Annotated in this window: 10 protein-coding genes; 7 read left to right on the top strand and 3 right to left on the bottom strand. The window is 74.0% G+C overall.

Features of this window, described 5'->3' with window-relative positions; all coding sequences use genetic code 11:
* The first annotated feature begins 901 nt into the window (after positions 1–901).
* From ACFYPN_RS26995 to ACFYPN_RS26965, 7 genes are all read left to right on the top strand, one after another.
* Positions 902–2,071, top strand: a complete 1,170-nt coding sequence (locus ACFYPN_RS26995) for an acyl-CoA dehydrogenase family protein (protein ID WP_389301729.1) — start codon at positions 902–904, stop codon at positions 2,069–2,071.
* Positions 2,072–2,147: 76 nt separating this feature from the next.
* Positions 2,148–3,809, top strand: a complete 1,662-nt coding sequence (locus ACFYPN_RS26990) for an ABC transporter substrate-binding protein (RefSeq protein WP_389301727.1) — start codon at positions 2,148–2,150, stop codon at positions 3,807–3,809.
* On the top strand, positions 3,806–4,750 hold the full coding sequence (locus ACFYPN_RS26985) for an ABC transporter permease (RefSeq protein WP_389301724.1): 945 nt from the start codon (positions 3,806–3,808) through the stop codon (positions 4,748–4,750). Before ACFYPN_RS26990 ends, ACFYPN_RS26985 begins: the two co-directional genes overlap by 4 nt.
* Positions 4,751–4,753: 3 nt before the next feature.
* On the top strand, positions 4,754–5,659 hold the full coding sequence (locus ACFYPN_RS26980) for an ABC transporter permease (protein WP_358761203.1): 906 nt from the start codon (positions 4,754–4,756) through the stop codon (positions 5,657–5,659).
* Positions 5,656–7,551 carry a dipeptide ABC transporter ATP-binding protein gene (locus ACFYPN_RS26975; protein ID WP_389301722.1) on the top strand — a complete coding sequence of 632 codons (1,896 nt, stop codon included), beginning with the start codon at positions 5,656–5,658 and terminating at the stop codon, positions 7,549–7,551. Before ACFYPN_RS26980 ends, ACFYPN_RS26975 begins: the two co-directional genes overlap by 4 nt.
* Positions 7,548–8,324 carry a thioesterase II family protein gene (locus tag ACFYPN_RS26970; RefSeq protein WP_389301719.1) on the top strand — a complete coding sequence of 259 codons (777 nt, stop codon included), beginning with the start codon at positions 7,548–7,550 and terminating at the stop codon, positions 8,322–8,324. Before ACFYPN_RS26975 ends, ACFYPN_RS26970 begins: the two co-directional genes overlap by 4 nt.
* Before the next feature lie 80 nt (positions 8,325–8,404).
* Positions 8,405–11,347, top strand: a complete 2,943-nt coding sequence (locus ACFYPN_RS26965) for an AAA family ATPase (RefSeq protein ID WP_389301717.1) — start codon at positions 8,405–8,407, stop codon at positions 11,345–11,347.
* Here ACFYPN_RS26965 and ACFYPN_RS26960 read toward each other — a convergent pair.
* The 3 genes from ACFYPN_RS26960 to ACFYPN_RS26950 form a co-directional block, all read right to left on the bottom strand.
* Positions 11,281–12,444 (bottom strand): LLM class flavin-dependent oxidoreductase, encoded by a 1,164-nt coding sequence (locus ACFYPN_RS26960; RefSeq protein WP_389301714.1) that lies wholly within the window; start codon positions 12,442–12,444, stop codon positions 11,281–11,283. The genes ACFYPN_RS26965 and ACFYPN_RS26960 overlap by 67 nt on opposite strands.
* A 130-nt stretch (positions 12,445–12,574) precedes the next feature.
* The gene (locus ACFYPN_RS26955; RefSeq protein WP_389301712.1) at positions 12,575–16,585 is read right to left on the bottom strand and encodes a type I polyketide synthase; all 4,011 of its coding nucleotides are present in this window, start codon (positions 16,583–16,585) and stop codon (positions 12,575–12,577) included.
* A gap of 87 nt (positions 16,586–16,672) precedes the next feature.
* Positions 16,673–25,450 (bottom strand): type I polyketide synthase, encoded by an 8,778-nt coding sequence (locus ACFYPN_RS26950; RefSeq protein WP_389301709.1) that lies wholly within the window; start codon positions 25,448–25,450, stop codon positions 16,673–16,675.
* Positions 25,451–25,475 lie beyond the last annotated feature (25 nt).

The following is a 25,475-nucleotide window of genomic DNA, read 5'->3' as shown; positions in this document are numbered from 1 at the left end:
CGCGCCGGTTCACCCACCCCGCACGGAGGTGGGGAGCAGCCGCGCGTCGAGAGCATCGCGGGCGTGGGGCACGGCGATGCGCCTCGGGGGTGGTCCGGCGGATCAAGGCGGGGCGCCTTACCGGCCCCTGCCCGCCGCCCCCGCCCACCGGACGGCTCCGCCACTCGCAGGAGACCGCTCCGCCGCGGTCCGGGCCCCCACCCGGAACCAGCCAGGAGGCACGAGCTCCCGTCCGCGCCGTACGCACCACCACGCCGGACGGCCGGGGCGGGGAGAGGGTCTGTCCCGGTCGGTATTCGTGCCGTACCGTTCCGCCCGCCCACCCCTGCCGGGCCTGCGGAAACAGCGGTGGCGGCGGAGGCACGACACCGGCTCCCACTCGGCGGGCCCGAGCGGATCGTCATCGATAAGTGCACACGATCGGTCCCGATCAGTATTCGGCATTGGACGCAGAGTGCACTGTTCCTGCATGCTCAGTGCCATGTTCAGGCCTGAGATGGTGAGCGATTCCAGCCGGTACCCGGCCGGCGCTGCCGCATGCCATCACGGTCTCAGCGAACACCTGACGCCACGTCTGACCCAGTGCCGAGTCGTGGACTTCGGAAAGGTCTGGTCGACCAGCTGTCGCTGAGCCGACGCGTGGGTCCTGCCGGACTCCGGTGAACACCACCTCCTCCCGCACGACCGCGCGCCTTCGCGTGCCCCTCCTGATCACGCTTTCACCCCCCCATGGCCGCCGTACGCCCGGGTCCCTCGCGGCCCGGCGGTAGCGCGCGCCCCGGAGCACCGTCACGCCCCTTGCCCGCCGCGCCGCCCCACGTGGCCGGACAACTCCCCGACCCACGACCAAGGACACACCCATGGCCTGCGAACTCTCCCTCCGCGCCACGCTGGAGGGCCGATGAGTCACGCCACCGAGAGCCGGCCGATACCCGCCGCCCTCGACCGACTGGACGAGGTGACCGCCTCGCTCGCGGCCACCGCCGCCGAGTACGACCGCACCGGGGCCTTCCCCCAGAAGCCGATTCAACTACTGCATGAGAAGGGGCTTCTGACCGCCGGAGTCGATGCGTGCTACGGCGGGTCCGGGGCTACCTTCACCGAGGTCGCGAAGATCCTGCTGGCGGTGGGCCGCGGTGATCCGTCGACGGCGCTCATCGCCGGCATGACCATCGTCCCCCACCTGCTCCAGACGCGGAGCCCGTGGCCCGAGGAGCTCTACGCCCGGGTGCTGGCGGAGTCCGCGGAGCGTCCGACACTGCTCAACCACGCCCGGGCCGAACCGGACTTGGGGTCGTCCACCCACGGTCTGCCGTCGACCGTCGCACGGCGGACGGCGGACGGCTGGTCGCTCAGCGGACGCAAGCGGTTCGTCACCGGCGCGGAGGGCCTCAGCTACTTCCTGGTCTGGGCGGTGACCGACGAACCCTCCCCCCGGGTGGGCAATTTCATCGTTCCTGGCGGTACACCCGGCATCGAGATCGTGCCCACCTGGTTCCAGTTGGGGATGCGCGCGACAGGCAGCCACGAGGTGGAGTTCCGGGACGTCGAGATCCCCGCGGAGTACGTGCACGAGCTGGAGCACCCCGGAACGCCCCCGGCCCCCGGCACGCTGCCGGGCAGCATCACCATGCTGCTCTCGTCCTCCCTCTACCTGGGGGTGGCACGGGCCGCGCAGAGCTTCACCACCGCCTGGGGCCACGAGCGGGTGCCCGCAGCGCTCGGCCGTCCGCTGGCCACGACGGACCGCTTCCGTCACGCCGCCGGCGAGATCGAGACCCTCCTCTCCACCGCCGAGCAACTGATCTTCGCGACGGCCGACCGGGTGGACCGGGGCCTGCCGGTATCGGGCGCCGACGCCCTGGCGTCGAAGGTCCTGGTCGTGCGCCATGTCACCACCGCAGTCCAGACCGCGGTGCGCCTGCTCGGCAACCCGGGGCTCGCCCAGGGAAATCCGCTGGAGCGGCACTTCCGCGACATCCAGTCCGTCGGGGTGCACGCCCCCGGCGAGGACGCCTCCCTGCAGATCGTGGGCGCCTCCGCCCTCGCCGCGGGAGCCCGGCGTGACTGAGCCGACGCCTTCCCCGTCCCACGCTTCCCTCCTAACCTCCCGCCCCCGCGCGGGCATCCACTCCAGGAGTTTCGCCATGCGCCCCGCCCTGTCCGGACTCGGCCGCACCCTCGCGGTGGGGGTGAGCGGTCTCCTTCTCCTCTCCGCCTGCTCGTCCGGGGGTGACATCACCGCCAAGGCGGCGGGCTCCGACAAGCCGGTGCCGGGCGGAACGCTCACCACCGCCGTCGACACCGAACCCGTCTCCTGGGACATCCACGCCAGCACCCAGGACGTCACCGCGGAGATCGCGCGCGGGGTGTTCGACTCGCTGGTCTCGCAGAGCTCCGACGGCACGTTCCATCCGTGGCTCGCCACCAAGTGGGAGGTGGCGGACGACTTCAAGAGCTACACCTTCCACTTGCGCGACGACGTCACCTTCACCGACGGATCAAAGTTCGACGCCTCGGTCGTGAAGGCCAACTTCGACCACATCGTGGCCAAGGAGACCAAGTCGCTGTACGCGGCGAACCTGCTCGGCCCCTACACCGGCACCGACGTCATCGATCCGCAGACGGTGAAGGTCCACTTCTCCAAGGCATTCGCCCCCTTCCTACAGGCGGCCAGCACCACCTACCTGGGCTTCTACTCCCCCGAGGCGCTCAAGGCGGGCGCCGGCAAACTCGCCGCCGGCGGTCCCGCCGACGTGGGCAGCGGGCCCTTCGTCTTCAGCGCCTACACCAAGGGCCAGTCGGCGACTCTCACCCGCAACCCCGACTACGCCTGGGCCCCGGAAACGGCGACGCACACCGGTGCCGCCTACCTCGACAAGGTGGTCGTCCGGTTCCTGCCCACCGCCTCCGTGCGTGCGGGCGCCCTGACGAGTGGCCAGGTGCAGGTGGCCAAGGCGATTCCGCCGCAGAACGTCACCGCGCTCAAGGCCACCCCCGGTCTCCAGCTCATCTCCCGCGCCAACCCGGGCGGCAACTACAACCTCTGGCTCAACGGTTCGCTCGCACCGCTCGACGACGTCCGCGTGCGCAAGGCCATCCAGCGCGGGATCGACGTCGAGCAGGACGTGAAGACCGTGACCTTCGGCCAGTACCCCCGGGCCTGGAGCCCCATCAGCCCCACCACGCCGAACTACGACAAGTCCCTCGAAGGGAGCTGGCCCTTCGACCCGAAGCTCTCCGCCAAGCTCCTCGACGAGGCCGGCTGGACCGGCAAGGACGCCCAGGGGTACCGCACCAAGGCAGGCAAGCGGCTGACCGTGGAGTGGCCGCAGCTGTCCATCCAGGCGACCCGCGAGGGGCGTGACGTCCTCGGACAGGCCGTGCAGGCGGACCTCAAGAAGATCGGCGTCGAGGTCGAGCGGCCGAACGTCGACATCGGTACGTACAACGCACAGGTCTACGGCGGCAAGGCGAACATCATCGACCTCAGCTGGCCCCGGTTCGACCCGGACGTGCTGTGGCTCTTCTTCAACTCCGGCAGCGCGCCCGCCAAGGGCGGCATCAACGCCACCTTCCTCACCGACCCCTCCTTCGACAAGTGGACCGACCAGGGCCGGGCGACGCTGGACGCGAAGACCCGTGCCGACGTCTACCCGAAGGTGCAGCAGCGGGGCATCGATCTCGCGGTCGTCGTCCCCCTGTACACACAGGTCTCCCTCGTCGGGCAGTCCGACCGGGTGAAGGGGCTCACGTTCAACGCGAGCAACTGGCTGACCTATTACGACGCCTGGCTGGCCGAGAAGTGACGGCGTCGGCGACGGCCCTGGCCGGCGGGATCGCCCGACGGCTGGGCTCGGCAGCGGCCGTGCTGCTGGGGGCCGCGACCCTGGCGTTCCTCATTCTCCAGCTCATCCCCGGCGACCCCGTCTCCGTCCTGCTCGGCCCCTCCAACGCGGGCTCCCCCGAGGTGCGGGCGGAGATCGCCCGGGAGTACGGATTCGACCGGCCCGTCGCCGACCAGTACCTGCGCTATCTGGTGCGTCTCCTCCAGGGCGACCTGGGGCAGTCGTACCAACTCCAGCGGCCGGTCGGTTCGCTGCTGGGGGACCAGCTCTGGCCGACCGTCCAGCTGGCCCTCTCCGGACTGGTCCTGGCCGTCGTCCTCGCGGTGGTGTCCGCGGTGACGACGGCCGGGCGCCGGCCCGCCTTCCGCGTGATCGCCTCGGTCGGGGAGCTGGTCTCCGCCTCCACCCCGTCCTACTGGGTCGGCATCGTGCTGCTGACGGTCTTCTCCTTCCGGTTCCACGTCTTCCCGGTGGCCGGGGCGGAGGGCTTCGCCTCGCTGGTACTGCCCGCCGTCACCCTGGCGCTCCCTCTCACGGGGGTGCTGGCCCAGGTACTGCGTGAGGGGCTCGAAGCCGCCCTGGAGCAGCCGTTCGTGGTCACCGCCCGCTCGCGCGGGGTGGGCAGGACCGCGGTACGGCTCCGGCACGCGCTGCGTCACTGCGCGGTGCCTCTGCTCACCCTCACGGGGTGGCTCACCGGGTCCCTGATCGGGGGCGCGGTGCTGGTGGAGACGGTGTTCGGCAGGCCCGGAATCGGCTCGCTCGTCCTCCAGGCGGTGAGCGCCAAGGACATGCCGGTGGTGATCGGTGTGGTGCTCCTCTCGGCCTGCGTCTTCGTCGTGATCTCCACCGTGGTGGACCTGCTCCACCCCGTCATCGACCCGCGGCTCAGGAGCGCCTGACCCATGCCACCTACCCTCGTCCCCGAACCCACCGCCGCCGGTCCCGCCGCCGTCGTCTCCGCGCCGCCGCGAACGCGGGGGCGCCGGGCCGGAGCGTTCCTGTCCGTTCCGCCGACCGTGGTGCTGGCGGGTGCCCTGTTGCTGCTCGTCGTGGTGATCGCGGCGGCACCCGGCCTGTTCACCGATGTCCCGCCCTCCGCGATCGATCCGCTCGACGCCCTGAAGGGACCGAGTGCGGCGCACTGGCTGGGGACCGACCAGTTGGGCCGGGACCTGTTCTCGCGCGTCCTCCACGGTGCCCGGCCGTCCTTGCTGCTGGGCTTCGGCTCGACGGTCGTCTCGGTCGCCGGTGGGGCCCTGACCGGTCTCGCGGCGGCACTGGGCGGCCGGGCGGCGGACGGAATCCTGATGCGGCTGGCGGACATCCTGCTGGCCCTGCCCGGACTCCTGCTGGCGCTGCTGGTGGTGACGGTGCTGGGCACCGGCACGGTCAACGTCATGCTGGCCATCGGCATCGCCTTCGTCCCCGGCTACGCCCGGCTCGTCCGCGCGGAGGCGCTGGTGGTCCGCGGCTCCGGTTACATCGAGTCGGCCGTCGCCCTCGGCCTGCCGCGCCGGCAGATCGTGCTGCGGCACATCCTGCCGAACGCCCTGGCGCCCCTGCTGACCCTCGCGACGGTGGGGTTCGGCACCGCGCTGATCTCCGCCTCCGGGCTCAGCTTCCTGGGTCTCGGCCCCGCCGCCCCCTCGCCCGAGTGGGGGGCCCTGCTCTCCGCGGGGCGCGACTTCCTCCAGACGGCCTGGTGGATCGGCGTGTTCCCCGGCGCGGCCGTCACGACGACGGTGATCGCCGTCAATGTCGTCGGCCGTTACGCCCAGCAGCGCTTCACCCGGAGGTCCGCCCGATGAGGCCCACCGTGTCTCCGCTGCTGACCGTCGAAGGGCTGGACGTCACCTTCCGCCGGGACGGGGAGGTGCGCGCCGTCCGTGACGTGTCCCTCACGCTGGACCGGGGTGAGTGCCTCGCCGTGGTCGGTGAGTCGGGGTCGGGCAAGAGTGTGACCGCCCGCACGCTGCTCGGCCTCACCGGGGCCCACGCCTCGGTCTCGGCCCGGCGCCTCGCATTCGACGGCACCGACCTCACCTCCCTCTCCGAGCGCCAGTGGCGTGCGCTACGGGGGCGGCGCATCGGCCTGGTGCTCCAGGACGCGCTGGTCTCGCTCGACCCGCTGCGTACGGTGGGCGCCGAGGTGGACGAGACGCTGCGCGAGCACTCCCTCGCCGCAGGTCCCGGGGTACGGGAGCGGACGCTCGCGCTGCTGTCGCAGGCGGGCATCCCCGACCCGGAGCGGCGGGCGGCGGAGTATCCGCACCAGCTCTCCGGCGGACTGCGCCAGCGTGCCCTGATCGCCTCCGCGCTGTCGGGTGCCCCGGAGCTGCTGGTGGCGGACGAGCCGACGACGGCGCTGGACGTGACCGTGCAGGCCCAGGTGCTCGACCTGCTGGGCAGACTGGTCGGTGAGGGAACCGCGCTCCTGCTGATCAGCCACGACCTGTCGGTGGTGGCCAGGCTCGCGGACCGGGTCGCGGTGATGTACGGCGGCCTCGTGGTCGAGCAGGGGCGGGCCGCCGAGGTGCTGGAGGAGCCCCGGCACCCGTACACCAGGGCCCTGCTGGCGGCGGTGCCGACGATCGGTTCCAAGGGGCGCGCGCTCTCCGTGGCCGCCGCGCGGCAGCCCGCCGCCGGACCGGACGGCTGCCCGTACGCGGCGCGCTGCCTCCTGGCCGACGAACGGTGCCGTGCCGGGCTCCCCGCGGCGACGGCCGACGGAGACGGGCACCTCACACTCTGCTGGCACCCCGGTGGGGCACCGCCCGCGAGACCGGCCGCCTCACGGCCGCGGGCGACGGCGGCGACGGTGTCGACGGCAATCGCCACGGCGACGGATGTGGTCCCGGCGGGCGAGGACGACCCCGCGGCGGGCACGGGTCCGGCGCTGCTGGAGGTGGCGGGCGTCTCCAAGAGCTTCCGGGCGCCCGGCGGCGGCTCCTGGACCGCGGTGAGGGACGTCTCGTTCCGCATCGGCGCCGGGGAGACCCTGGGGCTGGTCGGCGAGTCGGGCTCCGGCAAGACGACGACGGCCCGCATCGTGCTGGGTCTGGTGGAGCCGGACGAGGGCTCCGTACGGTTCGGGGGAGATGCCTGGAGCGGCTTGCCCGAACGGGCTCGCCGCGATCGGCGGCGCCATCTCCAGGTGGTCCATCAGGACCCGCTCGGCTCCTTCGACCCGAGGCACACAGTGCGGCGGATCGTCGCCGAGGCCGCGGCCAGAGCGGGTGTGCCGCGTGGGCGGACCCGCTCGGCGCGGGTCTCGGAGCTCCTGGGACAGGTGGGTCTGCCGGCGGCCGTCGCCGACAGGCGTCCGCTGCAACTCTCCGGCGGTCAGCGTCAACGCGTCGCCATCGCACGGGCATTGGCCACCGAGCCCCGGCTGATCGTCTGCGACGAACCGGGCTCCGCGCTGGACGTGTCCATCCAGGCGCAGGTGCTCGATCTACTGGCCGAACTCCAGAGGGAGTTGGGTCTCGCCCTGCTGTTCATCTCGCACGATCTCGGTGTCGTCCACCATGTGAGCGACCGGGTGATCGTGATGAAGGACGGTGAGCTGGTCGAGTCGGGGCACGTGGAGCAGATCTTCGACCGTCCCGTGCACCCGTACACCCGCGAACTGCTCGCCGCACTGCCCCGGCCCGGCCGGGACCGGGCACGCGAGCGCGACCAGGAAGAGGTACGGGCATGACGACCGGGTTCGGCACCGGACTCTGGATCCGGCGCTTCCACCCGTCCCCCGGCGCCGCCGGCCGCCTGGTGTGCTTCCCGCACGCCGGCGGGTCCGCGGGCTTCTGGTTCGCGCTCTCCGCACTGCTCCACCCGCGGGTGGAGGTGCTGGCCGTGCAGTACCCGGGGCGCCAGGAGCGCCGGGCGGAGCCGCCGGCCGAGAACCTCGGAGACCTGGCGGACGCACTCGCCCGGGTACTGGAGCCCTGGTGGGACGCGCCGCCCGCGTTCCTCGGGCACAGCATGGGTGCGGTGGTGGCGTACGAGACGGCCCGCCGGCTGTCGACGGCCACCGGGAGGGGGCCCGCCGCGCTCTTCGTCTCCGGGCGCCGCGCGCCGTCCACCCACCGCGAGGAGAAGCTCCATCTCGCCGACGACCGGGAGTTGCTGGCGGAGATCGTGCGGCAGGGCGGCACCCCCGCGGCCCTGCTGGAGGAGCCGGAGCTGGTGGAGATGATCCTGCCGGCGCTCCGCGGTGACTACCGGGCGATCGAGCGCTACCGGTACCACCCCGGCCCCCTCCTCGAAGCCCCGGTCACCGTGCTGACCGGCAGCGAGGACCCCAAGGTGACACCCGAGGAGGCGCGGGCCTGGGAGGACCACACCACCGGCGCCACGGAGGTGCTGACCTTCACCGGCGGCCACTTCTTCCCCCTCCAGCACCAGGACCGGATCAAAGCGCTGATCGAGGAACGGCTGCTGCCGGGGGCCGCGCCCCCGCGGCCCCGGTCCTGACGTGCTCGCCGGTCCCCACCCGAGAGCAGATGTCCGAGATTCGAGCGACGCGACCGCGTCGCCGAGATGTGGAGCTTGTTGTGGTTTTTGTCGAGCGTGAGAACCAGTTGACGCGACTTCGAGAGCTGCTGGCCGACTGTCTCGGCGGACGCGGGAGTGTCGTCGCCATCAGCGGCCCGGTTGCCGCCGGAAAGACCGAACTGCTCCACGTCTTCGGCGAGATCGCGGCCGACGAGGGGGCGGTGGTGCTGCACGCGGCGGCCAGGTGCTCCGAACAGGACGTGCCGCTGGGCGTGGTGGGCCAGCTTTTCGGGCGCGAGCACTTCGCGCCCGAGGAGCGCGCCCGGGTGCTGCGCCTGCCCCGGGGCGGCGGGGCGGCGACCTGCGACGCGGACCTCCTGTCCGCCGGCCCGACGCCGTCGCTCGCCGGACAGACCCACTGGGAGTCGATCCGCGCGCTGTCGGAGCGCGAGCCGGTGGTGGTGGCGGTCGACGATCTGCACTTCGCCGACCCCGCGTCGCTGAACTCCCTGATCCACATGGGCGGTCTGCTCCGTGCCTCCCGGGTGCTGATCGTGGTGACCGAGTCCGATCCGCCGACCGACGGGGACGCGACGGAGCGCGCCTGGCGCACGCCGCTGCTGCGCCAGCGGCATTTCAGCCGTGTACGGGTCCGGCCGCTCAGTCTTCCGGCGACCGGGCGGATGCTCGCGGAACTGTCGGGAGGCATCCTCGTGCCGGATGCCACCGCCGCTTCCTGGCACCGGCTCAGCGGCGGGAACCCGCTGCTGCTGCGGGCGCTCGCGGAGGACTGGTACGAGGGAGCCGGCAGCCCGGCGGCCGTGCCGGAGCCGCGTGCGGGAGCGGAGTTCGGCCGAGCGGTGGATGCCTGCGTGCGCAGGGCGGGGCGCCGCTTCCGTGACGCGGCCCGCGCGCTCGCTGCGCTGGACGCCTCCGGCTCGCACCACCGCCTGGCGCGGCTGCTCGGCCTGCCGCAGTCCGAGGTGGCCGAGACCCTGGGGGCGATGGACGCCATCGGCGTCCTGGACGGGGGCCGCTACCGCCACCCCGCCGCGGGCGCCGCCGTGCTGGCGGGCATGCCGGCCGCCGACCGCTCGGCGCTGCACCGGGAGGCCGCCCGGCTGCTGCACGGAGCGGGGGACCCCGCGTCCGCCGTCGCCGTCCATCTGCTGGCGGCCGGGGACGGCGACGAGCCCTTCGCCCTCCCGGTCCTGCTGGAAGCGGCCCGCGAGGCCCTGCGCCGGGACGACACGGGATTCGCGGAGGCGTGCCTCGACCTCGCGGCGCAGGCCTGCACGGACGAGGAGCAGCGGGTGACGGTCACCCTGCTGCGGAGCCTCGTCGATTCCCGGAGCGACCCGGACACGGCCTGCCGGAGGCTGCGGCCGCTGCTGGACGCGCTGCGGGAGGGCCGTCTGACCGGCTGCCAGAGCGTGTCCCTCCTCGGGCGGCTACTCCGCAACGGGAGCGGGGAGGAGATCACTCTCGCGCTCGGCCGGCTCGAACGGTTCGCGGACACCCTGGACGAGGGCTCGGCGGGCGAATACCTCGCCGCCCGGGAGTGGCTGCGCGCATCGCATCCGGCGCTGCTGCGGGGAACCGACTCCCGGTTCCGTTCCGTACGGCCGCCCGCGCGGAACGTCCGGGGCGCACGGGGCGGGAGGGCCGAGGCGGCCCGGACGCCGGACGGGACGCCGAGACCGATTGCCGCCGTGCTGAACGGGGTGCTGCGTTCCGGCCCCGATCAGGACAGCGTGCGGAGCGCGGAGCTCGTCCTGCAGTCCACCCCGCTGGACGACGAGGGCTTCGACGCGTTGCACCTCGCCCTGTCCGTACTGGTGTACGCGGACCGCCCGGACCTGGCTGTGGGATGGTGCGACGCGCTGTTGCGGGAGGCGGCCGAGCGGGACGCGCCGGCGTGGCAGGCGCTGTTCGCGGCGGTCCGGGCGGAGATCGCCGTCCGGCAGGGCGACGCACGGCTCGCGCAGCGCAGTGCCCGGAGGGCGATGTCGCTGATGTCGACCGGGAGCTGGGGCGTACTGATCGGTTCCCCGCTCTCCAGTCTGCTGCTCGCCGCCAGCGCGACGGGCACGGTGCCGGAGACCGGGGTCCCGCGCACGTGGACCCTGCCCGAGCAGTTGTTCCAGACGCGCTTCGGGGTCCAGTACCTGCACGCGCGCGGCCGGCAGCGGCTCTCGCTCGATCTGCTGCACGCGGCACTGGACGATCTCGTGCGGTGCGGACGGCTCCTGCGGGAGTGGGACATCGACCGGCCCGCGTTCGTTCCGTGGCGGAGCGACGCGGTGACGGCGCTGCTGCGGCTCGGCAGGACCGACGAGGCGCGCCGTCTCGCGTCCGAGCAACTGGCCCTGGTCTCGCCCGAGCAGCCCCGGGCCCGGGGAATGGCTTTGCGGACGGTCGCGGCCGTGTCGGACCCGAGGCGGCGCGCGGTGCTGCTGCGGGAGTCGGCGGACCTGCTGGGCGCCGCGGGTGACCGGCTGGAGTTGGCGCGTGCTCTCGCCGACCTGAGCGCGGTCCACACCCGGGCGGGCCAGACCGGCAGGGCCCGGATGGTCGCCCGGCAGGCCCGGGAGATCGCCGAGGAGGGCGGCTTCGCCCCGCTGGCCCGGCAGCTCGCCGCGCAGGAGTCCCGGGCGGTGAAGGACGAGTCGGACACGGGTGTCACCCTGCTCAGCGGCTCGGAGTCACAGGTGGCGGCGCTCGCGGTGGCCGGCCACTCGAACCGGGAGATCGCCGAGAAGCTGTTCATCACCGTCAGCACGGTCGAGCAGCACCTGACGCACGCCTACCGCAAACTCCGGGTGAAGGGCCGGGCCGGTCTTCCGAGTTCACTGCGGGAGCCCGGCCGGCCGGAGCAGCCGGCCGGCCGGCCCACAGGTGGCCGGGCGAGTGAGCACACGCGCCCGGCCGGGGGTCAGGGCGCTGCCGGGGCGGGCGGTACCGGCAGTCCGAGCAGCCCGCGCAGTGTGTCCGCCTCGTAGGAGGTCCGGAACGCGCCGCGGGCCTGCAGTTCGGGTACGAGTTCCCGGGTGATGGCGTTGAGGTCGTGGGGCAGGGCGCCGGGTCGCAGGCGGAACCCGGAGAGCCCTGCCTCCTGCCATTGGAGGAGGAGGTCGGCGACTTCCGCGGGGGTTCCGGCGACGATCTCGGCGTCGGAGGCGTAGGTGCTGCCGTGCGCCTCGTCCAGACGGGCCAGCCGCTCGGCCGCGCGGCCGGGGGCGCTGTCGAGGAAGACCACGAGTTCGCCGAAGACGTGCACCTTCTGGTCCGCGCGCCCCGCCGCCGCCTGCTCGGCGCGGACCTCCTCCACGGTCGCCCGCGCCTCCTCGACGCTGTGCGGGGTCACCGACACGACGTCGGCCGAGCGTGCCCCGTACCGGTACGGCAGGGTGATGTGGGCGACGGTGAAGACGACCGGGTGGCCCTGGGGGGCGCGGGGGGCGAGGGACGGCGAGTCGATGGTGATCCAGTCGCCGGCCGCGCCGCCGAGGGGCTCGATCTCGGTGAAGCTGCCGTGCGGGTCCGGGTCGGCGGGGGCGAACCTGCCGGGCGCGGCGGTGTCCCGCAGCGCCTTCTCGTCGTCCACCCCGTCCCAGAGGGCGCGCACGACGCGCACCAGGTCGGCGGCGCGTTCGAAGAGGGCGGCCATCGGCGTCTGCACCTCGGGGGTGAAGATGTCGGCTATCACGATCGGCCGCGCGGGGGTGACCGGGGTGCGCCAGCCGGCCCGCCCGTCGCTGAGGTGGTCGAGGGTGGCGATCGCCTTCGCGACGTTCGTCGGCTGGGCGTGGTCGGTCACGATGCTCGGTATCAGCCCGATGCGCTCGGTCGTGGCGGCCAGCGCCGAGGCGACGAGGACGGCGTCCAGGCGGTGGTTCACGTGCCCGGCGGGGCGCTTCGGCGGGTCCTCGACCGTGACGAAGTCCAGGAGTCCGCGTTCGGCCTCCTGGGCGAGGGCGGTCCAGTGCGCCAGGCTGAAGAGGTTTCCGTCCGGGGCGTCGGGCCCCGCGCCGGCCGCCGGGTGCCAGCCGACGTTGTCCAGTGCTACGGCGAGGTGCAGCGGCTGTGGTGCGGTCATCGGGTTCTTCTCTCTCGTGTCCTGCGGGGTGCGGGTGGCGTCCGCCGGCGGACGGCCGCATGAGCGGCAGTGCGTGGCGGTGGTCGGGGGCCGGTCGTGCCGGTCCGGGAGCGGGGGCATGGGGGCGGCTTCAGCCCAGGGTGTTCAGCCATGCCTCGACGGCGGCGGCGGTGGTCGCCGAGTGCTCCTCCAGTACGGAGAAGTGGTCGCCCGGCACATCGGTGGTGGCGTGCGGCAGCCGCCAGAAGGCGCGGGTGTCACCTGCTGGGTCGTCCGGAGTCCCGGGGAGGGGCGCCTCGGCGCGGAGCAGCAGCGTGGGGGTGGTGACCGCCCGTGGCTGCCATCCGCCGAAGGTACGTAGGTAACTGCCCATCGTGGTAATGCCGTTGTCGGTGAGTCCGAGGTCGAAGGCGTCGAACCGGTCGACCATTCCGTTGATCATGGCGGGCATCCACCACTCCATTCCGGGCAGGGTCGCGGTGTCCATCGGGTAGGTGTCCACCATCGCCAGGCCGGTCGGCGGAGTGCCGCGCCGTTCGAGTTCGGCGGTCACCGCGTGGGCGACGCAGCCACCCAGGGATCGCCCCAGCACCGCGAACGGCTCCTCCCCCACCAGGCGCTGCACCGCGTCGGCCTGCATCGCCACGAAGGTCTCCGCCGAGTCGGGCAGCGCGCTGCCTTCCGGGTAGCCGGGCGCGGGGACGGCGAGGACGTCACGTACGCCGTGCAGTGCCTGGCCGAAACGGGCGTACTCATGGGGTCCGGACAAGGCGGTGAGAGCGGGGAAGCAGACCAGCGCGGTCCGCGCGTCGCCCTGGGCCAGCACCACCGGCTCGGTGGTGTGGCGCGCACGCTCCGCCGATCCGAAGGTTCTCCTCAACCGGGACGAGGCGACGGCGACTTCGGTGGCCGCGGCGATCTCCTGGGCGGCGCACAGCCGCAGGTAGAGCGTGGTGAGGGGCCCCTCGACCGGCGCGGAAGGCTGCTTCCGCGCTTGCAGGAGTTCGCTCAAGTGCCGGGCGAGCGAGAGCGGTTCGGGGTATCGGATGGTCAGCGCTCCCGCGAGGGTCAGGCCGGTGCGGGCGGCGAGACGGGTTCGCAGTTCGACGGCGGAGAGCGAGTCCAGGCCCACCTCGACGAAGGCCCGGTCGGGCGCGACCGCGTCGGCCGTCGCGTGCCCGAGGACGGCCGAGACCTCCGCCGTGACGAGGTCGAGCAGCGCGTTGTCGAGCGCCGGCCCGGACAGCTCCGCGTACCGGACGGCCCCGCTGGGTTCTTGCGCTTCGGACTCGGCCGCGGGGAGCGGGGACACGCCGGTGGCGCCGCGGGTCACGGTGGCGTCGAGCCAGTGGCGGCGGCGCTGGAAGGGGTAGGTGGGCAGGTCGACCGTACGGGGCCGGTGGCCCTCGAAGACGGCCCGCCAGTCGACCGGCACCCCGTCGGCATGGAGGCGGGCCAGCGCCGTCAGCAGGGTCGCCGCCTCGGGCCGGCCGCCCCGCAGCAGCGGGGCGAGGACGGCGGGTGCCGGCGCGTCCGGACCCTGGGCGGCGTCCTGGGCGGTCAGGATCTCGGCGGTCAGCCCGGTGAGGACGGCGTCCGGTCCGATCTCGACGAACCGGGTCACTCCCGAACCACGCAACTCCCGCACCACGTCGAGGAAGCGGACCGGCCGCCGGGCGTGTTCGGTCCAGTGGTCGGCGGTGCCGAGCTCTCCCTCCAGGGCGGTGGCACCGGTCAGGTCGGAGACCACGGGAATGCCGGGCTCCTCGTACCGGAGCGCCTTGGCCGCACGGTGGAAGTCGTCCAGCATCGGGTCCATGCGGGGCGAGTGGAAGGCGTGGCTCACCCGCAGCCGGGACGTCCGGCGGCCGCGCGCCCTGAAGTCGGCCGTCACGGCGAGGACGGGTTCCTCGTCGCCGGAGACGACGACCGAGCGGGGGCCGTTGACCGCGGCGATCGCGGCCGGCTCCCCCCGTGCGGCGAGCGCGTCGGCGACTTCCTCCTCGGTCGCCTCGACCGCCGCCATCGCGCCTCCGGGCGGCAGCGCCTGCATCAGCCGGCCGCGGGCCGCGACCAGGGCCGCGGCGTCCTCCAGAGTGAGCACCCCGGCCACCTGCGCGGCGGCCAGGCCGCCGATCGAGTGCCCCGCGACGACGTCGGGCCGCACCCCCCAGGTGCCGAGCAACCGGAAGAGCGCCACCTCCACGGCGAAGAGGGCGGGCTGAGCGTACTCCGTGCGGTCGAGCAGTTCGCCGTGGGCGGCGGACAGGACGACGCCTCGCACCGAATGGGTGAGGTGGCCCGCGCAGTGGCGGTCGAGGGCGGCGGTCACCTCGTCGAAGGCGCGGGCGTAGGCGGGGAACCGTTCGTGCAACTCCCTTCCCATGGCAGCCCGTTGACTGCCCTGCCCGGTGAAGAGGAAGGCGGTGCGGCCGGCGCGTGCGGCGCGGGGAAGGTCTTCCCCGGCGGTGACGACGGCGGCCGAGGAGTGCCCGTCGGCCAGTGCCCGCAGACCGGCGAGGAGCTCGCCGCGGTCCCCGGCGACCACGGTGGCGCGGTGCGGGTGTGCGGTGCGGGCGGTGGCCAGCGACCAGGACACGTCGAGCGGGTCGAGTCCGGGACGGGACTCCAGCAGCTCCGCCAGCCGGGCCGCCTGGTCCCGCAGCGCCCGGGCCGACCTGGCGGAGAGCGGCCAGGGGAGCAGGCCGGTCCGGGGACCGGGATCGGCGCTTGCGGGCGCGGGACGCTCGGGCGTGCCCGGGGCCTCCTCGACGATCACGTGGGCGTTCGTCCCGCTCACGCCGAAGGCGGAGACGCCCGCCCGGCGGGGGTGTCCGGTCTCCGGCCACGGCCGGGCCTCGTCGAGCAGCCGCACTCCGCCGCCCTCCCACTCGACGTGCGGGGTGGGCGTGGCGGTGTGCAGGGACTGCGGGAGGACGCCGTGCCGGATCGACTCCACCGCCTTGATGAGTCCGGCCACTCCGGCCGCGGCGGCCGTGTGCCCGATGTTGGACTTGAGGGAGCCGAGCCAGAGCGGGGCGTCCTCGGGCCGGCCGCTTCCGTAGACTTCCTGGAGCGCCTGGGCCTCGATCGGGTCGCCGAGGGTGGTGCCGGTGCCGTGCCCCTCCACCAGGTCGATGTCGTGCGGGGCGAGATCGGCGGCGGCCAGTGCCTGCCGGATGACGCGCTGCTGGGCGGGGCCGTTCGGCGCGGTCAGACCGTTCGACGCGCCGTCCTGGTTCACCGCGGAGCCGCGTACCACCGCGAGCACCCGGTGACCGAGCCGCCGCGCGTCGGACAAGCGCTCCACCAGCAGCAGCCCGACGCCCTCCGCCCAGCCGGTGCCGTCCGCCCCGGCACCGTACGCGCGGCACCGGCCGTCCGGCGACAGCCCGCGCTGACGGGAGAACTCCACGAAACCGGCGGGGGTGGACATCACGGTCGCCCCGCCCGCGAGGGCGAGGTCGCACTCCCCCGCCCGCAGCGCCTGCGCTGCGAGGTGGAGCGCCACGAGCGAGGAGGAGCACGCCGTGTCCACCGTCACGGCCGGACCCTCGAACCCGTACGTGTAGGAGATGCGCCCCGACGCGACGCTGGCGAGGTTGCCGATACCGAGGTACCCCTCCAGTTCGGCCGGTACCTCGGTGAGGCGGTGGTGGTAGTCCTGTGCGGTCAGGCCGACGAAGACGCCGGTACGGCTGCCGCGCAGGGAGTCCGGCGCGATACCGGCCCGCTCGAACGCCTCCCAGGACGACTCCAGCAGCAACCGCTGCTGCGGATCGGTGGCGAGCGCCTCGCGGGGTGACATCCCGAAGAACTCCGCGTCGAAGTCGGCCGCGTCGTGGAGGAATCCGCCGTGCCGGGCGTAACTGGTGCCGGGGTGGCCGGGATCGGGGTCGTAGAGGGCTTCGAGGTCCCAGCCCCGGTCGTCGGGCCAGGGCACGATGGCGTCGCCGCCGGCGGCCACCAGGTCCCACAGTGCGTCGGGCGAGTCCACCCCGCCCGGGAGCCGGCAGCTCATACCGACGATGGCGATCGGCTCCCGCAGGCCGGACTCGACCTCCCGCAGGCGTTTCTGCGCCTCCCGGTTCTCCGCGAGCGCACGCTTGAGGTAGCTGCGCAGCTTCTCCTCATCGGCCACGACCGGCCACCTCCTCCGTGATGCGCGGACCTGCGCCGAAATGCTGTTCTTCAGAGTCGAGTTGCTCGCCGGTGGAGCGGTCCTGGTTCATCGCGCCTCGCTGTCCATCAGCTCGAAGAGCTCTTCGTCGGTGGCCCCGTCGAGGTCGATCTCCTCGGCGTCCCCCTGGCCGGGCACGGGCCGGCCGGTGTCCCAGCGGGCCACCAACGCGCGGAGCCGGGAGAGCAGTTCGGCTCCGTCCGGGTCGAGGGGACCGGCGCCGGGAACGGCCTGTTCCAGCAGGGCGAGGGCGTCCGCCGCGGCGCCCGCGCCCGGCCCCGCCACCGCGGAAGGGCCGTCGGGCAGCAGGCCGGCGAGGTGCGCGGCGACGGCGGCGGGCGTCGGGTGGTCGAAGACCAGGGTCGCCGGCAGCCGTACGCCGATCGCGGCGGCCAGCCGGTTGCGCAGATCGACGGCGGTCAGCGATTCGAGGCCGAGCCCCTTGAACGCGTGGTCCGGGCCGATCTCCCCGGCGTCCTCGTGTCCCAGCACCTCGGCCGTCTGGCGTACCACCAGGTCGAGCAGGGCCCCGGTACGGGCGGCGGCCGGCAGGGCGGCGAACCGTGCCGCCGGGCCTGTCTCCACCTGATCTCCGTCCTGGCCCGGTGCGGGGCCGGACGCACCGTTCGAGGCGCCCGCGAGCGGGCCGGCGGCAGCCGTACCGGCGTCCAGCCAGTAACGCCGGCGCTGGAAGGCGTACGTGGGCAGCTCCACCCGCTCCGCCCGCGAGGACCGCCTGCCGTCGAACGCCGGGGACCAGTCCACCCCCACGCCGCGGGCGTGGACGGCCGCAACGGAGGTGAGGAAACGGTCGAGTCCGCCGTGGTCCCGCCGCAGCGTCTCGGTGACCACGACGCCGATGCCCTCCGTCTCGTCCACGGTGTCCTGGATGCTGCCGGTGAGCACCGGATGCGGACTGACCTCGATGAAGACGGTGTACCTGTCGGCGAGCAGGTCCCGGACGACGGGGGCGAATCGCACCGTCTGCCGGATATTGCGGTACCAGTACTCCGCGTCGAGTTCGCCGGGTCCGGCGGGCGCGGCGGTGACCGTGGACCAGAGGGGTGTCTCCCCCGTGCGGGGCGTGACGAACGCGAGCCGTTCGAGGAGTTCGTCCCTCACCCCGTCGATCACCGGGGAGTGTCCGGCGACGGTGGCCGCCCTGATCCGCCGGGCCCGTTCGCCCCGTGCCTCGCACGCGGCGAGCAGTTCGTCCAGGGCGGCCTCGTCCCCGGCGACCACGACGGCCGAGGGGCCGTTGACCGTCGCGACCGAGAGCCGCCCCGGCCAGGCCGCGATCCGGTTCTCCACCTCGGCGAGGGGCAGCGCCAGGGAGGCCATGCCGCCCTTCCCGACGAGCCCGGCCAGGATCCGGCTGCGCTCGACGACTATGCGGGCGCCGTCCCCCAGCGAGAGGATGCCTGCCACGCAGGCGGCGGCGACCTCGCCCTGGCTGTGCCCGACCACCGCGTCCGGCCGTACGCCGTAGGACTGCCACTGGGCGGCGAGCGCCACCAGCACGGCCCACAGGGCGGGTTGGGCCACGTCCACCCGGTCCAGGGTGGGTGCGCCCGGGGTCTCCCGCAGGACGTCGACGAGTGACCAGTCGACGAGGGGCTCCAGTGCCCGGGCGCACTCCTCGACGCGCTCGGCGAAGGCGGGTGCGGTATCGAGCAGTCCCCGGGCCATCCCGCTCCACTGCGAGCCGTGGCCGGGGAACACGAAGACCGTGCGGGCGCCCTCGGCCGCGGTTCCCCGGACGAGGTTCCCGGCGGGTTCGCCCCTTACGAGTGCGCCCAGCCCGTCGGCGAGGCCGTCACGGCCGGCGGCGACCACGACCGCCCGGTGGTCGAAGTGCGAGCGGTCGGTGAGGAGCGCGTGAGCGGTCTCCACCGTGGCCGGGGCCGGGGCCGGGCGGTCCAGCAGCTCCAGGAGACGCGCGGCCTGGTCGGACACGGCCTGCGGGGTCCGGCCGGAGATCACCCAGGGCAGCGGGGAGCCGTCCTCGGCCGGAGCGGTTTCGGTTTTGGGGGTGGTTCGGGCGGTCGCGGGCTCCGGGGACTCTCCGGAGTCGGGTTCTTCGAGGATGACGTGTGCGTTGGTGCCGCTCACGCCGAAGGAGGAGACGCCGGCGCGCAGCGGCCGTCCGTCCGCCTGCCAGGACCGCTCCTCGGTGAGGAGGCGCACTCCGCCCGCGGTCCAGTCCACGTCGGGCGAGGGGGCGTCGACGTGCAGCGTCCGGGGCAGCACGCCGTGCCGCATGGCCTGCACCATCTTGATGATGCCGGCCACTCCGGCGGCGGCCTGGGTGTGGCCGATGTTGGACTTGAGCGAGCCGAGCCAGAGCGGCCGGTCCTCGGGCCGCCCGGTGCCGTACGCGGCCACCAGCGCCTGGGCCTCGATCGGGTCGCCGAGGGTGGTGCCGGTGCCGTGCCCCTCCACCGCGTCCACGTCGTGCGGGGCGAGGCCCGCGACGGCCAGTGCCTGCCGGATGACGCGCTGCTGGGCGGGACCGTTCGGCGCGGTCAGACCGTTCGACGCGCCGTCCTGGTTCACCGCGGAGCCGCGTACCACCGCGAGCACCCGGTGACCGAGCCGCCGCGCGTCGGACAAGCGCTCCACCAGCAGCAGCCCGACGCCCTCCGCCCAGCTCGTACCGTCCGCGGAGGCCGCGTAGGCCTTGACGTGGCCGTCGGGGGCGAAGGCACGGTGCCGGGAGGTGGCGACCATCCCGGACGGCGAGGCCATCACGGCGACCCCGCCCGCGAGCGCCAGGTCGCACTCCCCCGCCCGCAGTGCCTGCGCTGCGAGGTGGAGCGCCACCAGCGAGGAGGAGCACGCCGTGTCCACCGTCACGGCCGGACCCTCGAACCCGTACGTGTAGGAGATGCGCCCCGACGCGACGCTGGCGGCGCTGCCGTTGTGCAGGTAGCCCTCCAGCTCCGCAGGGAGTTCCCGCAGCCGGGAGGCGTAGTCGTTGTACATCACGCCGACGAAGACGCCGGTACGGCTGCCGCGCAGGGTGTCGGGGGCGATGCCCGCGTGCTCGAACGCCTCCCAGGACGACTCCAGCAGCAACCGCTGCTGCGGGTCCGTCGCCAGCGCCTCACGCGGCGAGATACCGAAGAAGCCCGCGTCGAACTCGGCCGCGTCGTGCAGGAATCCGCCGTGCTGGGTGTAGGTGCGGCCCGGCTCGTCGGGGTCCTCGTCGAAGAGACCCTCATGGTCCCAGCCACGGTCGGTGGGCCACGGGGTGATGGCGTCCCCGCCCTGGGAGACCAGGTCCCACAGGTCGTCGGGCGAGGCCACCCCGCCCGGCAGCCGGCAGCTCATGCCGACGATGACGACCGGGTCGTCCGCGTCCGCGACCGGGGTGGCCACGGGCGCGGGGGCCGCCGCACCGGGATCTTCGCCGAGCAGTTCGGTGAGGAGGAAACGGGCCAGGGAGTGCGGGGTGGGGTGGTCGAAGACGAGCGTGGGCGACAGCCGCAGCCCGCTCGCCGCGCCCAGCCGGTTGCGGAGGTCCACGGCGGTCAGCGAGTCGAATCCGAGATCCTTGAACGCCCGGCCGGAGGCGATCGAGTCGCGGTCGGCGCGCCCGAGCACGGTCGCCGCCTCCGCGCGGACCAGATCGGCCAGGAGTTCCTCGCGTTCGGCCGCGCCGAGCGGCAGCAGTCGCGCCGCGAGAGTGGAGCCCGATGTCCCGGCGGCCCGGCGCGCGACCGGCCTGCGGGTCGTCGTGACGACGTCACGGAGGACCGGCGGGATCTGCCCGGCCTCCGCGCCGTCCCGCAGGGCGACCGGCACGAGGAGCGGGTGGTCGGCCGATCCGGCCGCGTCGAGGAGCGCGAGTCCCTCGGGGGTGGTGAGGGCGCGGGTGCCGTGGCGGGCGTTGCGCCGGTGGGCGGTGTCGTCCAGATGTCCGGTCAGCTCGCTGCTCTCCTCCCACAGGCCCCAGGCGAGGGACGTCCCGACCAGGCCGTGAGCCCTGCGGTACGCCACCAGGGCGTCGAGGAAGGTGTTGGCCGCGGCGTAGTTGCCCTGGCCGGGGACACCGAGGACGCCCGCCGCCGAGGAGAACACCACGAACGCGGAGAGGGGGGCGTCCCGGGTGAGCACGTGGAGGTTCCACGCGGCGTCGGCCTTGGGGCGCAGCACGGTGTCCAGCCGGTCGGGGGTGAGCGAGCCCACGACGCCGTCGTCCAGGGTTCCGGCAGCGTGCACGACGCCGGTGAGGGGGTGATGTGCCGGGATGCCGTCCAGTACGGCCCGCAGGGCCTCCGGGTCGGACGCGTCGGCGGCGGCCACGGTGACGCGGGCGCCGAGGGCGGTGAGTTCGGCCACGAACTCGGCGGCGCCCGGAGCGGCGGGGCCGCGTCGGCCGGTCAGCAGCAGGTGCCGTACGCCGTGTTCCGTGACGAGGTGGCGGGCCACCAGCTTGCCGAGGAGTCCCAGGCCGCCGGTGACGAGGACGGTGCCCTCGGGCGGCCCGAAGCGCCATCCGCCTCCGGCGCGACCGGGGTCGGGCTCGACGGGGACGAGCCGGGGGACGTGGACGGTGCCGGCGCGGAGCGCGAGCTGGGGCTCGCCCGTGTCGACGGCCGTCGCGAGTACCGCGCCGAGGCCGGATGTCCCTGGTGCGCCGCCCTGTTCGTCCCGGTCGGTGTCGACGAGCAGGAAGCGGCCGGGGTGTTCGGACTGGGCCGAGCGCAGCAGGCCCCAGACGCCCGCGGTGGTAAGGTCCGGCGACTCCCCGTCGGTGCTGACCGCGCCCGTGGTCACCAACGCCAGGGGTACGCCGTCCAGTTCGGGGTGGGAGAGCCAGTCCTGCACGAGGGCGAGCACACGTTCCAGGGTGGTCCGTGCCCGCGCCGGCGGTGGTGTTCCGTCCTCCGGACGGACGTCGGGCGGCACTTCGTACAGGACCGGTCCGGGCACGCTCCCGTCCGCGCGGACGGCGGCGGCCACGTCGGCGGGATCGCCGAAGCGGACCGTGGTGTCCGGGTCGGTGTGCCGGGACTCGGCGCCCTCCGGCAGAAGGACCGCGAGCGGCCCGGACGCGGGGGCGGTACGGGGCAGCGGATTCCAGCCGAGCCGGTACAGCGGCGCTCCGGTCCCGGGACCGGAGATGAGCCGGGCCGCCGCCACCGGGCGGTACACCAGGGAGTCGACGGTGACGACGGGAGTGCCCGACGGGTCGGTGGCGTCGAGGGAGAGTCCGCCGTCCGCCGTGGGGGTGAGCCGTACGCGCAGCGCCGTCGCGCCCGAGGCGTGCAGCCGCACTCCGTTCCAGGCGAACGGGAGCAGAACTTCTTCCGGTCCGGCCTGCTGCGAGGTGCCGAGGGCCGCCGCGTGGAAGGAGGCGTCGAGCAGGGCCGGGTGCACCCCGAACTCTCCTGCGGCCGGCTCCTCCGCACCGTCGAGGGCGACCTCAGCGAAGATCTCCTCACCGAGCCGCCAGGCCGCGCGCAGTCCCTGGAAGCGGGGCCCGTACGCCACTCCGGATTCCGCGAGCCGTTCGTAGAGGCCCTCCATCGGGAGCGCGACGGCCCCCGGCGGCGGCCAACTGCCCGGCGCGGACTTCGACGGCGCGGGACCGGCCGTACGGGAGAGGTATCCGGTCGCGTGCCGGGTCCAGCCCTCGCCGTCCGCCGCGTCCTGCGGGCGGGAGTGGACGGTCACCGTGCGGCGGCGGTCCTCGGCGGGAGCGGCCACGGCCACCTGGATCTGGAGGGCGTCGTCGGCCGGCAGGACGAGGGGCGCCTCGATCACCAGCTCCTCGACCGTGTCGCGGCCCGCTTCGTCGGCTGCCCGTACCGCCAGCTCCACCAGGGCCGTGCCGGGGACGAGGATGCGGTCGAGCACCGTGTGGTCGGCGAGCCAGGGGTGGGTCCGGACGGAGAGGCGCCCCGTCAGGAGCAGCCCGTCGCCCTCGGCCGGCCGCAGCGACGCGCCGAGCAGCGGGTGTCCGGCGGCGCGCAGGCCGAGACCGGGGGCGTCGGCTGCCTGGGCGGCCGTGCTCTCCAGCCAGAACCGCTGCCGCTGGAAGGGATACGTCGGCAGGCCGGCCAAGTCGGCCAGGCCGGCCGGGTCGTAGGGGCCGTCCGTGGCATCCCCCGGTCCTGCGAGCGCCGGGCTCCAGTCGACGTCGACCCCGTGGACCTGCGTTTCGGCCAGCGAGGTGAGGAAGCGGACCCGGCCGCCCTCGCCCCTGCGCAGCGAGCCGGTGACGACGGCTTCCGCCTGTGCCGCCTCGGCGGTCTCCTGCACGGCGGAGGTCAGCACCGGGTGCGGGCTGGTCTCGATGAAGACGTCGTGACCTTCGGCGAGCAGCTTGCGGACGGCCGGTTCGAAGAGGACGGTCCGCCGGAGGTTGGTGTACCAGTACGTCGCGTCCATCGCGGTCGTGTCGAGCCAGTCGCCGGTGACCGTGGAGAGGAGGGGGATGGTCGCGGCACGCGGGGTGACCGGCGCGAGAGCGGTCAGCAACTCCTCGCGGACCGTCTCGACCTGCGCCGAGTGGGAGGCGTAGTCGACCGGGACCCTGCGGACGCGGACGCCCTCCCGCTCGGCGGCCGCGGTGAACTCGTCCAGTGCGGCGGGTTCACCGGCGACCACCACGGCGGAGGGGCCGTTGACCGTCGCCACCGAGACGCGCCCCGCCCAGGGGGCGATCGCGGTCTCGGCCTCGGACAGGGGCAGCGCCACGGAGACCATGCCGCCGCCGCCCGAGAGCGCGCCGATGGCCCGGCTGCGCAGGGCGACCACCCGGGCCGCGTCCTGGAGCGTGAGGGCTCCGGCGACGTACGCGGCGGCGATCTCGCCCTGGCTGTGGCCGATCACTGCGTCGGGACGTACTCCGTAGGACTGCCACAGCTCGGCGAGGGAGACCATGACCGCCCAGAGCGCGGGCTGCACGACGTCCACCCGGTCGTGGTCGGGAGCACCCTCCGCCCCGCGCAGTACGTCGGTCAGGGACCAGTCCGTCCAGGGCTCCAGCGCACCGGCGCAGGCGTCGATGCTGTCGGCGAACACCGGTGAGGTGGTGAGGAGTTCGCGGGCCATTCCGATCCACTGGGAGCCCTGTCCGGGGAAGACGAACACCGTGCGGCGCTCACCCCCGGACCTTCCCCGCACGAGTCCGGGCGCGGACTCCCCCGCGGCGAGTGCGTCGAGCCCTGCGAGCAACTCCCCTCCGGCGGAGCCGACGACGACGGCACGCTCCTCGAACGCGGTGCGCCCCACGACGAGTTCACGGGCGACGGCGGCCACGTCCGGCCCAGTACGGAGGTACGCGGCGAGGCCGGCGGCCCGTGCGGCGAGGGCGGCGGGGGTACGGGCGGAGAGCAGCAGGGGTACGGCGGCGGGAGCGGCCGGGACAGCCCCGGCTCCTCCGCCCGGCACTCCCGGTCCGTCCGCCACTTCCGCCTCGGCGCGTGCGGATTCGGGGGCCTGCTCCAGGATGATGTGGGTGTTGGTGCCGCTCATGCCGAAGGCGGACACGCCCGCGCGGCGCGGTGCCCCGGTCTCGGGCCACGGCTGGTGGTCGGCGAGGAGGGACACGGCTCCCGAGGCCCAGTCGACGTGCGGGGACGGCTCGTCCACGTGCAGGGTCTTGGGGAGTATCCCGTGACGCATGGCCTGCACCATCTTGATGACGCCGGCCACCCCGGCCGCCGCCTGGGTGTGGGCGATGTTCGACTTCACCGAGCCGAGCCACAGGGGGGCTCCGTGGTCACGCTCCTGGCCGTAGGTGGCGAGCAGCGCCTGCGCCTCGATGGGGTCGCCGAGGGTGGTGCCGGTGCCGTGCGCCTCGACGGCGTCGACCTGCCCGGCGGTCAGGCGGGCGTCGGCCAGCGCCTGCCGGATGACGCGCTGCTGGGCGGGGCCGTTCGGTGCGGTCAGCCCGTGCGAGGCGCCGTCCTGGTTGGCCGCGGTGCCCCTGATGACGGCGAGCACCCGGTGGCCGAGGCGGCGCGCGTCGGAGAGCCGCTCGACGAGCAGCAGGCTGGCCCCCTCGGACCAGCCGGTTCCGTCGGCCGCGCCGGCGAAGGCCTTGCAGCGGCCGTCCGCCGCGAGGCCGTGCTGCCGGGAGAATTCCACGAAGGTGGAGGGCGTGGTCATGACGGTGACCCCGCCGGCGAGCGCGAGGTCGCACTCGCCGGAGCGCAGTGACCGTACGGCCAGGTGGAGGGCGACCGAGGAGGAGGAGCAGGCCGTGTCGACCGTGACGGCGGGGCCCTCGAACCCGAAGGTGTAGGAGATGCGGCCGGAGGCCACGCTCGCCGCGTTGCCGACGACGATGTAGCCCTCCAGGTCCTCGGGGACGGCTCCGACCGGAGGCGCGTAGTCGTTGCCGTTGCTGCCCACGAAGACGCCGGTGCTGCTCCCGCGCAGGGTGTCGGGCCGGATGCCGGCCCGCTCGAACGTCTCCCAGGCCGTCTCCAGGAGCAGCCGGTGCTGCGGGTCGGTGGCCAGCGCCTCGCGGGGGGAGATGCCGAAGAAGTCGGTGTCGAAGTCGCCGGGCGACGCGAGGAACGCGCCCCGCCGGGTGGAGGAGGTACCGGGGCGGTCCGGGTCCTCGTGGAAGAGGGCCGAGGTGTCCCAGCCCCGGTTGTCGGGGAAGTCGCCCACCACGTCGCCGCCTTCGGAGACCAGCCGCCACAGGTCCTCCGGGGAGTCGATCCCGCCGGGGAAGTGGCAGCCCATGCCGACGATGGCGACGGGCTCCTGGCCGCCTTCCTCGGCGTCGCGCAACTTCTTGCGGGTCTCGTGGAGTTCGGCGGTGACCCGTTCCAGGAGGTACCGCATCCGGCTGTCGTTCATGAATCCACCCTTCGTGCGGAGTGCC

Source organism: Streptomyces sp. NPDC005576 (assembly GCF_042871745.1).
GTDB lineage: Bacteria > Actinomycetota > Actinomycetes > Streptomycetales > Streptomycetaceae > Streptomyces.
This window is presented reverse-complemented; position numbering and strand designations above follow the sequence as displayed.